This window comes from Ruminococcoides bili (genome assembly GCF_040093295.1).
GTDB classification, from domain to species: domain Bacteria; phylum Bacillota; class Clostridia; order Oscillospirales; family Acutalibacteraceae; genus Ruminococcoides; species Ruminococcoides intestinale_A.
Map to the genome: position 1 here is coordinate 12,116 of NZ_JBBNJY010000004.1, position 13,460 is coordinate 25,575.

The 13,460-nt window shown below is 40.8% G+C and carries 15 protein-coding genes and 1 other RNA gene; 13 read left to right on the forward strand and 3 right to left on the reverse strand.

All coding sequences use genetic code 11. The annotated features are described in order from the left end of the window. Positions 1 to 41 precede the first annotated feature (41 nt). The 4 genes from AAAY30_RS02015 to AAAY30_RS02030 all read left to right on the forward strand — a co-directional run bounded on the left by AAAY30_RS02015 (position 42) and on the right by AAAY30_RS02030 (position 3,558). Entirely contained in the window at positions 42 to 1,385 is a 1,344-nt protein-coding gene (locus AAAY30_RS02015) for a TrkH family potassium uptake protein (RefSeq protein WP_186935662.1), read from the forward strand. Positions 1,386 to 1,397: 12 nt separating this feature from the next. Then, a complete protein-coding gene (locus AAAY30_RS02020; RefSeq protein ID WP_186935663.1) occupies positions 1,398 to 2,063 on the forward strand; it encodes a potassium channel family protein in 666 nt (221 codons plus the stop codon). 50 nt (positions 2,064 to 2,113) lie between these two features. Next, entirely contained in the window at positions 2,114 to 2,539 is a 426-nt protein-coding gene (gene ruvX / locus AAAY30_RS02025; RefSeq protein WP_022233826.1) for a Holliday junction resolvase RuvX, read from the forward strand. Positions 2,540 to 3,102: 563 nt separating this feature from the next. Next, complete coding sequence (locus AAAY30_RS02030; protein ID WP_337781434.1) at positions 3,103 to 3,558, forward strand: L-2-amino-thiazoline-4-carboxylic acid hydrolase; 456 nt, start codon at positions 3,103 to 3,105, stop codon at positions 3,556 to 3,558. A gap of 161 nt (positions 3,559 to 3,719) precedes the next feature. Here AAAY30_RS02030 and AAAY30_RS02035 read toward each other — a convergent pair whose 3' ends face one another. The 3 genes from AAAY30_RS02035 to AAAY30_RS02045 all read right to left on the reverse strand — a co-directional run bounded on the left by AAAY30_RS02035 (position 3,720) and on the right by AAAY30_RS02045 (position 6,306). Then, positions 3,720 to 4,250: a phosphatase PAP2 family protein gene (locus tag AAAY30_RS02035; RefSeq protein WP_022235203.1), complete on the reverse strand. Its 531-nt coding sequence runs from the start codon at positions 4,248 to 4,250 to the stop codon at positions 3,720 to 3,722. Between the two features lie 148 nt (positions 4,251 to 4,398). Continuing rightward, positions 4,399 to 5,409, reverse strand: coding sequence for a stage V sporulation protein AD (locus tag AAAY30_RS02040; protein WP_303107137.1), 1,011 nt, complete (start codon positions 5,407 to 5,409; stop codon positions 4,399 to 4,401). A gap of 75 nt (positions 5,410 to 5,484) precedes the next feature. After that, on the reverse strand, positions 5,485 to 6,306 hold the full coding sequence (locus AAAY30_RS02045) for a hypothetical protein (RefSeq protein ID WP_303107139.1): 822 nt from the start codon (positions 6,304 to 6,306) through the stop codon (positions 5,485 to 5,487). A gap of 347 nt (positions 6,307 to 6,653) precedes the next feature. Between AAAY30_RS02045 and AAAY30_RS02050 the strand changes: the two genes are divergently transcribed. From AAAY30_RS02050 to AAAY30_RS02090, 9 genes are all read left to right on the forward strand, one after another. Continuing rightward, complete coding sequence (locus AAAY30_RS02050) at positions 6,654 to 7,346, forward strand: iron-sulfur cluster assembly scaffold protein (protein WP_195411066.1); 693 nt, start codon at positions 6,654 to 6,656, stop codon at positions 7,344 to 7,346. Positions 7,347 to 7,366: 20 nt separating this feature from the next. Beyond that, positions 7,367 to 8,371, forward strand: a complete 1,005-nt coding sequence (locus AAAY30_RS02055) for a GGGtGRT protein (protein WP_337785841.1) — start codon at positions 7,367 to 7,369, stop codon at positions 8,369 to 8,371. A 102-nt stretch (positions 8,372 to 8,473) separates the two neighbouring features. Next, entirely contained in the window at positions 8,474 to 9,103 is a 630-nt protein-coding gene (locus AAAY30_RS02060; RefSeq protein WP_337785840.1) for a formate/nitrite transporter family protein, read from the forward strand. A 155-nt stretch (positions 9,104 to 9,258) separates the two neighbouring features. After that, positions 9,259 to 9,357: signal recognition particle sRNA small type (gene ffs, locus AAAY30_RS02065), an RNA gene on the forward strand. A gap of 70 nt (positions 9,358 to 9,427) precedes the next feature. Then, a complete protein-coding gene (dnaX, locus tag AAAY30_RS02070) occupies positions 9,428 to 11,107 on the forward strand; it encodes a DNA polymerase III subunit gamma/tau (protein WP_499215851.1) in 1,680 nt (559 codons plus the stop codon). Between the two features lie 27 nt (positions 11,108 to 11,134). Next, entirely contained in the window at positions 11,135 to 11,485 is a 351-nt protein-coding gene (locus tag AAAY30_RS02075; RefSeq protein ID WP_022235210.1) for a YbaB/EbfC family nucleoid-associated protein, read from the forward strand. Between the two features lie 2 nt (positions 11,486 to 11,487). After that, entirely contained in the window at positions 11,488 to 12,090 is a 603-nt protein-coding gene (gene recR / locus AAAY30_RS02080) for a recombination mediator RecR (RefSeq protein WP_186935666.1), read from the forward strand. After that, a complete protein-coding gene (gene smpB / locus AAAY30_RS02085) occupies positions 12,090 to 12,551 on the forward strand; it encodes an SsrA-binding protein SmpB (RefSeq protein ID WP_302191188.1) in 462 nt (153 codons plus the stop codon). Before recR ends, smpB begins: the two co-directional genes overlap by 1 nt. 396 nt (positions 12,552 to 12,947) lie before the next feature. After that, the gene (locus AAAY30_RS02090) at positions 12,948 to 13,445 is read left to right on the forward strand and encodes a GtrA family protein (RefSeq protein WP_302186263.1); all 498 of its coding nucleotides are present in this window, start codon (positions 12,948 to 12,950) and stop codon (positions 13,443 to 13,445) included. The last annotated feature ends 15 nt before the right edge of the window (positions 13,446 to 13,460 follow it).

Sequence of the window (13,460 nt, forward strand, 5' to 3'; positions counted from 1 at the left end):
ATATAATATGATACAATAGAATTTAAGGCGGTGAATGCTTAATGATAAGCAAGTTAATATCAAAGCTCGGCTACACGAGATTTATAGCGTTGAGCTTTATTCCTGTAATTTTGTTGGGAACTTTCCTTTTGTGCCTGCCGATTTCCTCAAAGACGGGGGAATGGACGAATTTTATTGATTCACTTTTCACATCGGTAAGCGCAACCTGTGTTACGGGATTGGTTGTATTTGATACATTTACTCATTGGACTGTTTTCGGACAGATTGTTATTCTGATAATGATTCAGATAGGCGGTCTTGGCCTTATGACGATAATAACAATGATTTCAATATTTTTGCGCAAAAAGATTAATATGCGTGAACGCAAAATGATGATGCAGTCATCGGGCAATACTCAAATTGACGGTACTTTAAAACTCGTTAAGAAAATAGTCGGAGGTACTTTTATTTTTGAGGGAATAGGTGCTGTATTACTTGCTTTTCGCTTTTGTCCGCAAATGGGTATGCTGAAAGGAATATACTACAGTTGTTTCCACGCAATTTCTGCTTTTTGCAACGCAGGCTTTGACCTTATGGGATTTCGCCAACCGTATTCTTCGCTGACTTACTATACAAATGATTACTATGTAAACATAATTATAATGTCGCTTATTGTAATCGGCGGTATCGGCTTTATTGTGTGGAATGACATTTTAAAAAATAAATTTCATTTTTCTAAATATTTGCTTCATACTAAAATAGTTCTTGTTACAACGGCAATTTTGCTTGTCGCAGGCGGACTTGGCTTTTTTATTTTTGAATACAACGGCGAACTTGCCGACAAGACTGTTCCGCAAAAAATTGTAAACGCTATGTTTATGTCGGTAACCACAAGAACGGCAGGTTTTAATACAATTGACCTTTCAAATCTCTCGGATTCCGGCACATTGCTTTCGCTTATTCTTATGCTTATAGGCGGTAGCCCGGGTTCAACGGCGGGCGGCCTGAAAACAACTACAATAGCGGTGGTTGTGATTGCGGTATTTGCAATGGCGAAAGGCGGTGACGATATAAACACTTTTAAGCGCAGAATTGTGTCTGATGTGGTTAAGCAGTCGGCGGTAATTATTTTGATTTATCTCTTTGCGGTTATGCTTTCGTCAATGATTATTTGCAGCGTAGAGGGATTGGGTATGTCGCAGGTATTGTTTGAAACCGCCTCAGCGGCAGGCACTGTAGGAGTGTCAAAAGGCATAACAAACCAAATCTCGGCAATATCAAAAATAATATTAATGATAATGATGTATGGCGGACGAATCGGCGGACTTTCGCTTGTGCTTGTGTTTGGACAAAGAAAACCCGAAGCACCTGTAAAGCGCCCTACAGAACAGATATTAATCGGTTAAGGAGAAACATTTATGAAGTCGGTACTTGTAATCGGAATGGGAACAATTGGAATTTATCTTGCACGAAAAATGCAGGACCTTGGCAATGAAGTAATGATTGCAGACAAGGACGAGGAACTCATACAGGAGCTTTCACCTGAATTCAACGACGCTTTTTGCGGTGACTGCTCGGCAGACGGAATTTTGAAATCTATAGGAGTTAATACTTTTGATTATTGCTTTGTGACAATCGGTGAGGATTTTTATGCCTCCCTCGAAATTACTTCCATTTTAAAGGAACTCGGTGCAAAGTATGTAATTGCAAAGGCTAAAAGGGCAAGACAGGTTGAATTTTTAAAGAAAATAGGCGCTGACGAGGTTGTATATCCCGACAAAGAGATTGCCGAAAACCTTGCGGTAAGATACAATGCAGACAATATTTTTGATTATATTGAACTCACTTCGGAGTATTCTATCTTTGAAATTCCCGTGGTATCATCGTGGGTTGGAAAAAAGGTAATGGATGTTGATGTTCGTCGTAAACATAAGATTAATATTATTGCGGTAAAAAATGATAATGAACTTAATCTGAACCTTGGCGGCGATTATGTCTTTGATGAAAACGACCATCTTGTAGTGCTTGGCAAATCAAGTGATGTATTCAGTGTTGCATCAGATGTAAAAAGGCCGTCACGATAATATGAAAAGGGGAACTCGGAAGGGTTCCCTGTTTTTGAAAGGATGTTAATATGATAATAGCGGCAGTTGATTTGGGCAAAGCAAGAACAGGTATAGCGGTTTGCGATAAGACAGAGTTTTTAGCGTCGCCGCATACGGTAATTTTTGAAAAATCACCCGAAAAACTTTTTGAAAAAGTGAAAGAAACCGTTGTGAATTTAAAGGCTGAAATCGTGGTTGTGGGTCTTCCTAAAAATATGGACGGCAGTGAGGGCGAGAGTGCGCAGAACGCAAGAGCCTTTGCGGAGCGTTTACACAACGAAACAGGGTTGCAGGTGGATTTGCAGGACGAAAGAGGTACTACCATTACAGCCCACAACTTTTTAAACGATACAAATACAAGAGGCAAAAAAAGAAAAAATGTGGTAGACGAAGTTGCCGCAACGATAATTTTGCAAAATTATCTTGATAAAAGAAAGAACAGTAAGAATTATTAATTTATACAATTTGTATTTAACACATCTTTTAACATAAATGTTGAAAACTATGTGGAAAGTGTGAAAAGCTATGTTAAACGACTGTCAAAACTACAGCCCTTTTACAAGTAACACCCAATCTTTTACAGAAATGTAACATTTCAACAATTAACGCAGGAGTTTTCAACATAGGTGTTAATACTTGAATGTGGAAAGAATTTGATTACAAATAGTATAAATCTTGTGTCAAGGTATAATTTTCAACAAAAAATTTAAGCGAAAAAATTTGAAATGTAAGGGTTAAAGGCAAATTCAAAAAGGAAAGAAAATCGGCGAATGGAAGATAAAGAACTTGTGTTTGACCGTGAACACCATATATTGTATACGAAGCAGTGCAGGGAGGAAATTTTAAATAAAATTTCTCTGCATTATTCTGCCTAAGATGTTGAAAAAATATTCACAAAGGTTCAGCTTCAGTATGTTGAATTTTTAAAAGATTACAGAACGGATTTAGGCGGAAAAAGAATTTCCACAACGGCGCCGGCGGAAATTACGATTGTATTGCTCTGTTCAGTTGTTATGTGGTGTGCAAAGAAAAAACATCTCTTGCGGAAATCGAGGAGATGGAGGGCAATTTGTTTTTGCCTGCATTTAAAAATTTGAAGTTTGTCGATTGCAATAAACCGATATATGAAAATCTGATGTATTGGTTTTTTGCTTTATCTAAAAAGAAGTGCTACAAGTGGGACGATTTTGATATGAATGTAGCTCCGTACAAAAAAGATGAGCTAATCTATTATGAATTTACAAAATGTCAGATTGCGTATTTTGCAAGGGAACATAATTTGCCGGAAGTGATGCCTGCAATGTGCAATCCCGACTATACCGCTATGGAGCTTATCCATGCAAGACTTGTAAGAAAAACAACCTGCGCAAACGGCTGTGTGTGCGATTATACAATTTGCGGAGATAAGGACGAAGAATATCTTAAACAACACGAAGAATACATAGACGATGAGGGTTACAGGAGAAATAAGTGAGGAAATGCATTTCATAGACAATGTGTTTTTTTAATTATTTTACTTAAGTTTATATGATAACCAATAATTTTCCTAACTTTTGATAAAGCCCTACATTTTAATGGCAAACAAAAAGCACTCTTTGAGAATTAACTCAAAGAGTGCATATTTTTTATTTGATTTTAGCTGAAAACATTATTGAAAAGCATTACAGAGATAATTCCGCAGGTTGAGCCGAGCAGCATACCGCAAACTACATCTGTAAGATAGTGAACTCTCAAGTAAATTCTTGAAAAGCCAATCATAAATGCCAAGAAAAGAATCGGCAGACAAGCCGCAGGCTGACATCTTAACAGTGCCGTTGTTGCAAACGCAAATGACGCCGTTGTATGACCTGACGGGAATGAGTAAAACCTCGGTTTGTTTATAATCTGCTCCTCGTCCTCAAGCAGATGACAGGGGCGTGTCCTCTTTACAAGATGTTTAATAATGATTTCGCCCATAAGGTGAGCAAGGCAGAGGGCAAAAACAAAGTTAAAGCCTGTTTTTCTCCACTCCGGTACAACAAAGAACGGTATGCAGATCGCCCACCATACAAAGCCGGCATTTCCCAGTCTTGAAGAAGCTACCATAATTTTGGTTAAAGCAGGCTTGTGCATTCTGCTGATATTATATAGAACTTTGTTGTCAACTGTTTGAATCCGCCCGAACATAAAACAAAACTCCTAATCAACGCTGATACTGTTAAATTTCCAAAAGATGTTAATAATTTTAGCAAATAATTATTATACTTTGAACAATATCCTTACACATCTTTATTATAGCACAAGAATTTTGTTTTGAACAGAGCTTTTATAAAATTTATCTTAATTTTATGTTGATTAAATGAGCGACCGACGGGATACTTTCACCCTGTCCCGATGAGGTAGGACTCATCAACGCACCTGTTGCCATGAAAAGAATATTGTTGTATTTTCCATTGTTTACGGAATTTAAAATTTCCGAGCAAAATACCGAACCTGCACATCCGCAGCCGGAACCTCCTGCGTGAACATCCTGTCCCTCTAAATCAAAAATCATCATACCGCAGTCATAATGCTTTGGTTCAAGATCGATGTTTTCAAGGCTAAGCAAATCATAGAGCGACCTGCTGCCGACCAAGCCCAAGTCACCCGTAAAAACAGCGTCATAATCGGACGGCTTTGTATTTGTGTCGGCAAAGTAATCAATGAATGTCTGTGCTGCGGCAGGCGCCATAGCTGCTCCCATATTATTAGCGTCGGTTACGCCGAGGTCAACTATTTTTCCGGCCGTTGCCCGAGCTATGCAAGCGCCCTTTTTAGCGTTGCTTACAATGCAACATCCCGAACCTGTAACAGTCCACTGTGCGGTCGGTGTGCGAACTCCGCCGTATTCGAGAGGAAAACGGTACTGCCTTTCCGCAGAGGCAAAGTGAGAAGAGGTAACGCACGCAGCGGTGTTTGCCGCATTGCTCTCAACAAATACAGCCGTCATAAGCAAGCCTTGAGCCATTGTGGAACAGGCTCCGTACTGCCCGAGGTAAGCAATGTTGAAATCACGCAGACCGAAGCTTGACGATATACATTGGTTGAGCAAATCTCCTGCAAAAATGTAGTCGATGTCCTCTGCTTTAACACCGGCTTTCTGCATTGCGGTTTCTACAGCGGTAAATTGCAGTGTGCTTTCCGCCTGTTCATAGGTGTTCTTACCGTTATAGCTGTCATAAATAATCTTGTCAAAGCCTTTGCCGAGAGGACCTTCGCTCTCTTTCTTTCCCGCAACCGAGGCGTAACCGATTATTGACGGCATTTCTTCAAAGCCGAGCGTGTGACCTCCGATTCTTCGTATCATAAAAAAACTCCCTTCTGCACTATTATTTGCAAAAGGGAGTTTAATTATTATAAATAATCGGCGTGGTGAGTAAAATCAATAACCCCAACGGTCAAAGAATCTTACATCTTCGTATGTGAGAATGTAATTCTGACTTTCGTGAAATTCGCTTGCAACAAGGAGAGGGTTATACATATAAAGTATTCTGTGCTGAACGGCATCGTGGTTTTCGTCAAAAATATATCTTACAGCCTGTTTGCAATTGTCGTTTGCGGGAATGTCCGTACTGCCTGTGTAGTGATAATCTCTGATGATTGCATCAACGCTTGTAAATCCGTCAAAGCACATTGCGTCTTTTACAGACTGTGCGATAAGTGATGCACCGACAAATCCACCCGAGCCAAACTCGCCCATACAAAGTCTTTCAAGCAAATCTCTGTCGTGATCCGAAAGTGTAACCTGACCGCTCTTGTATGTTTTGTCCGGATTGTCAATAGCTACAAGATAGCCTGCGTTCCACTGCTCGTTGTAATCGGCAGGTTCTGCGGCAGGAATTGCTGTGGCAAATTGTACCGTAGGTGCTTGCGTTGTGGCAACCGTAGACGCTTTGGCAGTCGTTGGCTTTACAGTTGTAGGAGCGGTTGACGGTTTTACCGTTGTTGCCTGTGTTGAAGCCGGTTTAGTCGGCTTTGTTGCAGCAGCCTCCGTAGGTTCGCTTGCTGTGGTGTCTGCTGTGGCAATTTTTGTTATATTAGGATTAATACGGCTTTTGTATGCTGTGTCAGAAGTAGATACGGCGGGTTTCTTTGTCTGCGGTGTGAGAGCTGAAATTACAGAGTGACCTAAAAGTGCAAGTATCAGCACGCCCAGAATAACAGTGAGTACGGTGTTTAACTTATTTTCGAAAAATTTTTTCATCCTCATCAGCCTTTTTATTATATTTTTTACAATATGCGTATTTACACGCTCATACTAAAAATTATAGCATAATTTATTGATTATTTCAACTATATTTTATACTTATGTTAAAATTGCAATACTTTTAAAATTATCAGTGAAAATTTTTGATATGACAGAGTAAATTCTGACTATTGCTTTGCTTTGCACAGGTGCTTTTTTGTTGAGTATGCCACACATATATCCAAAATATACAAATTAAAAGCAGGATAAAATTTGTAAAAAATGCTTGAAAAATGCGATATTTCGCATTATAATAAATGTGTATGAGTGTAGAGGCTCAACAATAATCGAAAGGAGAAGTACACATGATTTATTCAAATGAAGTAGAAAAGATGTGCACTGTCGCAAAAGGTCCAAAACACGGTCCTGCACCTATTCCTGAAGAGGGTAAGTGGGTAAAATCCTATGATATTAAGGATATTTCAGGTCTTTCACACGGTATTGGCTGGTGCGCACCTCAGCAGGGTGCTTGCAAGCTCACACTTAATGTAAAAGACGGTATCGTAGAAGAGGCTCTTGTAGAAACAATCGGTTGTTCAGGTATGACTCACTCAGCTGCTATGGCTGCTGAAATTCTCCCTAACAAGACATTACTCGAGTGCCTTAATACTGACCTTGTTTGTGATGCTATCAACACAGCTATGAAAAACATTTTTGAGCAGCTCGTTTACGGCAGAAGCCAGACAGCTTTCTCAGAGGGTGGTCTTCCGATCGGCGCAGGTCTTGAGGACCTCGGTAAGGGACTCCGTTCACAGGTTGGTACAATGTACAGCACAAACGCTAAGGGCGTTCGTTATATGGAAATGGCCGAGGGCTATGTACTCAAGACAGCTCTTGATGAGAATGACGAGGTTTGCGGCTATCAGTTCGTAAAGCTTGGCAAGATGCTTGAGGACATTCGTCACGGTGTAGAGCCAAACGAAGCTTACAAAAACAACATCGGTCAGTACGGTCGTTTTGATAATGCGGCTAAGTACATTGACCCTCGTGAAGAATAATTCGGTAGGAGGACACTATAATGGCAGTTACATTTGAAAGTATGGAAAGAAGAATGCCTAAAATTGAGAAGTGCCTTGCCGAATACGGTATTGCAAATCTTGAAGAGGCAAGAGAGCTTTGCAACAGCAAGGGTTTTGACGCTTATGACATCGTTAAGGGCGTTCAGCCAATCGCATTTGAGAATGCAGGTTGGGCTTACACACTTGGTTGTGCGGTAGCTATTAAGAAGGGCGTAAAGACAGCTGCAGAGGCTGCAGAGTGCATCGGTATCGGTCTTGAGGCTTTCTGTATCCCGGGTTCGGTTGCAGAGCAGAGAAATGTTGGTCGTGGTCACGGTAACCTCGGCGCAATGCTCCTCAGAGATGAAACAAAGTGTTTTGCATTCCTCGCAGGTCACGAGAGTTTTGCTGCCGCTGAAGGCGCAATCGGTATCGCTCGTAACGCTAACAAGGCAAGAAAAGAGCCGCTTAAGGTTATTCTTAACGGCCTTGGCAAGGATGCAGCTTACATCATTTCAAGAATCAACGGCTTTACATATGTAAAGACACAGTTTGATTACTTTACATCAGAGCTCAAGATCGTTGAAGAGAGAGCTTTCTCAGACGGTGAAAGAGCTGCTGTTCGTTGCTACGGCGCAGACGATGTTCGTGAAGGTGTAGCTATTATGCAGCACGAAAATGTTGGTGTATCTATCACAGGTAACTCAACTAACCCAACTCGTTTCCAGCACCTTGTTGCAGGTACATACAAGAAGTGGGCTATTGAGAACGGCGTTAAGTATTTCTCAGTTGCTTCAGGCGGCGGTACAGGCCGTACACTTCACCCTGATAACATGGGCGCAGGTCCTGCTTCATACGGTCTTACAGACTCAATGGGCAGAATGCACGGTGACGCTCAGTTTGCAGGTTCATCTTCAGTTCCTGCTCATGTTGAGATGATGGGTCTTATCGGCATGGGTAACAACCCGATGGTAGGCGCTACAGTTGCATGTGCAGTTGCAGTTTACGAGGGATTAAATAAATAATAAACCTTTCGGTTAATGCAATTAGGGAGGTCGCAGAGTTTTTTCTGTGACCTCTCGTTTTGAGTTCGGATTTATACAAAGTATATAACAAGGGGTTATAATATGAGTAATTGGAACACATTTTTAAAGTCTGTACCTGCCGGCGTGATGATTGGATTGGGTGTTACAGCATTTATTTCATCTGAAAATAAAGTATTCGGTTCAATTTTGTTCTGCCTGGGACTTTTTGGTATATGTGCTTTTGGGTTTAATCTTTTTACAGGCAAAATCGGCTATGTTATTCCTACAAAAAATAATCCGAATTGCCTTATGATTTGGCTCGGTAACCTTGTCGGTTGCCTTATAACAACAGTTCCGCTGAGGTTTGCAAACCCTAAATATAACGAGGCAGCTATTGTTCTTGCTGAAAATAAACTTTCGCAGAATTTTTTGCAGACATTTATTCTCGGTATTTTTTGCGGTATGATTATGTATATTGTTGTAGAAAATTACAGCGCAAACAGCAGTCCGCTCGGCAAATATCTCGGTATTTTCCTCGGTATTCCCGCTTTTATATTTGCAGGCTTTGAACACAGTATTGCAGATATTTGTTATTTTTCTTATGCAGCGTCATCACTTGAACAGGTTGCGAAAATGTTTGTTTACATATTAACAGTATCTGTCGCAAACGGCGTAGGCTCTATAATTTTCAGAGCATTTACTGTAATGTATAAGGAAAAAGTTAAAAAGTAAATTTGAATATAACATTTATATGTAAAAATATTCGGTCGGTAATTGTTGAAATTGCCGACCTTTTGCATTTTTATTAAAAAGGTATTGATTTTGTTGAAAATTTATGCTATACTTACAAAGTAATTGCAAGCCAGTTAAGCGTGCAATTAAGTGAGCGGCAGGCCCTGTACGATTGGGGTCTGTGAATCATGTCAGGCGGGGAACCGAGCAGCATTAAGCAGTATTGCCGATGCGATGCAGTAAGTCTGTCGTTCACTTATTTGCATGATGCCGTATAATATTCGGCTGACGGCTTGCATTTTTTATTGAAGAGAGGTGTTTTGTATGTACCGTGTGCTTTACCGCAAGTGGCGACCTGCCGTGTTTACCGATGTTTCGGGACAGGAGCATATTACCTCGACTTTGCAAAACGAGGTTTCGTCCGGCAGACTTAACCACGCTTACCTCTTTACAGGCTCACGAGGAACAGGCAAAACCACCTGCGCAAAAATTCTTGCCAAGGCTGTAAACTGTCTTAATCCGCAAAACGGCAATCCTTGCGGCGAATGTGAAATCTGCAAGGGTATTGATGACGGAAGTATTCTTGATATTGTCGAGATGGACGCCGCATCTAACCGTAAAATTGATGATATTCGTCAGATAATTGACGAGGTACAGTTTAAGCCCGCAAAGTGCAAATACAGGGTGTATATTGTCGATGAGGTACATATGCTTACCACAGAGGCTTTTAACGCTCTTCTTAAAACGCTTGAAGAACCGCCCGAGCATGTAATTTTTATACTTGCCACTACCGAGGTTCACAAGCTGCCGCAGACAATCCGTTCAAGATGTCAACGATTTGATTTTCACAGAATACCGCCTAAGGCAATAGCAGACAGAGTAGAGTATGTGGTTTCGCAGGAAAATGCAGAGATTACCGAGTCGGCGGCGCTTATGCTTGCATCTGTTGCAGACGGCGCACTTCGTGACGCACTTTCGCTTTTGGACAGTTGTCTTGCCGTAAGTTCTCATATTGATGAGGAAGTAGTCCGCAATGCGGCGGGACTTGTAAGCAAAACATATCTTTTTGAACTTGCAACGGCTATAATTAACAAGAATCCCACAAAGTCGCTTGAGATAATAGACAGGCTGTATTCCGAGTCAAAGGATATGGCAAGGCTTTGTGATGAACTTGTTGAACATTTCAGAGCATTGATGCTTATTAAAACAATCAAAAATCCGAGAGATATTCTGATAATGTCGGACGATGAGTTTGAGCAGGCGGTTACGCAGTCGGATTATCTTTCGCTTGCAGATATAGTTTTCTATATGGATGTGCTTTCAAGGGCATATCAGCGAATGGGCAGGGGAACAGGCGACAGAACAGAGCTTGAGATGGCTCTTGTAAAGCTGTCGGCAACCGAACTTGATGGCACGGTAGAGGCATTGACCGCAAGAGTTACTGCACTTGAAAAAGCGGTAAAGCGTGGAATTACCGTAAATTACGCACAGCCTGCACAGCAGAGCGTACAGGCGGAAGCTGCGCAATCGGCAAGTGTACCGAATACACAGAACGAAGTTGAAGAACCGTTTGCAAAACCCGAACCGGAGCACAAGAAAGCACCTGTTGCAAAGCCTGCACCGGAGGTTAAGCCTGTTGCACAGAGAGCAAGCGTAAACCTTGACGAACTTTACGATAATGCAGTGCCTTTTGCAAGATGGGTAGAAGTAGTTGACAGCCTGAAATCGGTTTCAAGGTCAATAGCGGCTGCCTTTGCAGGTTCGACAGCTTACGAAAGCGGAAATTACCTTTTGATTGACACAAACAATGAGCTTGCGTTTGATTTGTTAAGACAAAACGGCAGAAGAGCAGAAATAAAGCAGACTTTGCTTGAATTGACAGGCAAAAATTACAGCCTCGGGCCTTATAAAAGGTCAACACCTAAAAAAGTTGAAAAAACAGACCCGCTCAACTCTCTTGTGCAAAGCCTTGAGGGCAGCGGAGTAGAAATAACACAAGAATAAATATGTAATTGAAAGGATGTTTTTAATATGAAAGCAAGATTACCAAAGGGCTACGGCAACGGTGGCGCAAACAACATTCAGCAGCTCGCTCGTCAGGCTCAAAAGTTACAGGACGATATGGAACAGGCTTCACAGGAGCTTGAGGCAAAAGAATACACAGCTACATCGGGCGGCGGCGCAGTAAGCGTAACATTAACAGGTAAGATGGAACTCACAAAGATTGATATTTCTCCTGATGTTGTTGATGCCGAAGATGTAGAGATGCTTTCCGACCTTATTATTGCAGCTACAAACGAGGCTTTAAGAGCTGCCCGTAAGGAAAAGGAAGACACAATGGAAACTATTTCAGGCGGACTTAACATTCCGGGAATGTTTTAATAATGTCTAATTATAATGTTGCTCCCCTCGAAGTGTTGGTGGAGCAGTTTGAAAGAATGCCCGGTATCGGTCACAAAACAGCGCAAAGACTTGCATATTATGTGCTTAACCTGTCAAAAACAGACGCAGAGGCACTTGCAAAGGCTGTGACTGATGCTCACACAAAAATCCATTATTGCGCAGAGTGCTGTAATCTTACGGATAAAGAACTTTGTCCCGTATGTGCAAATCCCGCAAGAGATAAGTCGGTTATTTGTGTGGTTGAAACTCCCCGTGACGCCTCAGCAATCGAAAAAACACACGAGTACAACGGTGTGTATCATATTTTGCACGGCTCAATTTCTCCACTTAACGGAATCGGCCCCGATAACATTACCATAAAACAGCTTTTGGCAAGGTTTAACGGAGATGATGTTAAAGAGGTTATTATGGCAACAAACCCGACCGTAGAGGGTGATGCAACAGCTTTATATATTTCAAAGCTGTTAAAACCGCTCGGAGTTAAGGTTACAAGACTTGCTTACGGTATCCCCGTCGGAGGAGATCTTGAGTATGCCGATGAATACACACTTGCAAAGGCTCTTGAAGGCAGGAGTGAAATATAATGGCTTCATTAAAAACAGTAGCGCAGAACAAAAAGGCACATCACGATTATTTTATTGAAGAATCTTTTGAGGCAGGCATTGAGCTTTGCGGAACAGAGGTAAAATCAATCCGTGCAGGCAGAGTAAACCTTAAGGACAGTTGGTGCTCTATAGTTGAGGGCGAAATTTTCATAAACGGAATGCATATTTCTCCCTATGACCACGGCAATATTTTTAATCGTGACCCAATGCGTGTGCGCAAACTGCTTATGCACAAAAAAGAAATCAACCGCCTCTTTGGTATTATAAAACAGACGGGCTATTCGCTTATACCGATAAGTCTTTATTTTAAAGACAGCAAGGTTAAAGTGCAGGTGGGTCTGTGCAAAGGTAAAAAACTTTACGATAAGAGAGAGGATATGGCAAAACGCTCTGCAAAACGAGATATGGAGCGTGCCATTAAGGAGCAAAACAGATTTTAAATTAAACAGGCAAAAACAAGCAAAAAGCGCGTAACAGTATAACTTTTCGCAATCAAAATTATAAAAGTTCGGTCAGAGAATGTCGTAAAAATGTGATAACCTCTGACCTGATTTTTTATTAAGGTTTAGTAAAGTGATAATCGAGTGACAACGCTTGAAAACCACTAAACTATCCGTTGCGATTATAAAATCTTAACAGTGCAAATCATAATTTTAAATAAAATCCGTTAAACACAAAATACCGTTGCGCTTTGGCTGCAGAGGTATTTATTTTTTGCTGTTAATTTGTATAAAAATGGCGTAAAAGATTGACTTTTTGTATTATTTGAATTAAAATTATATAATAGCTTAGTGTGGAAAAAACAACACTGCTTTGCGGTGCGAAAGGAAAATTATATGAAAATCAAGAACTTGTTTGTCGGTGATACCGACAATACTTTTATTCAGTTTTTCAGGTATTGCTTTGTAGGCGGTTTTGCCTTTGTTGTTGATTTTGGCGTAATGACGCTTTTAACAGAGGTTTTCTCGGTTTATCCCGTGGTTTCGTCAACCGTTTCTTTTGTTGCGGGTTTGTTGGTAAATTACCTGCTCAGTACATTTTGGATATTTAAAAATTCAAAAATAAAAAACAGATTTGCGGAATTTCTTGCCTTTGCACTTATCGGTGTAATCGGTCTCGGAATTAATGCCGCAATTATCTGGCTTTTCCAAAATCCGCTTGCGACAGGTCTTGTGTTTGGCGGCGAATCTGCTGTGGTAAACGGCGAAACAAAGTATTTCTGGCTTTGGGGTATTCAGTATTACCACATCGGCAAGATAGTTTCTACTGTAGTTGTATTTTTATGGAACTTCTGCGGCAGAAAATTTATTTTATTTGATAAGAGCAAAAAATAATTTTGTGAAATAGAG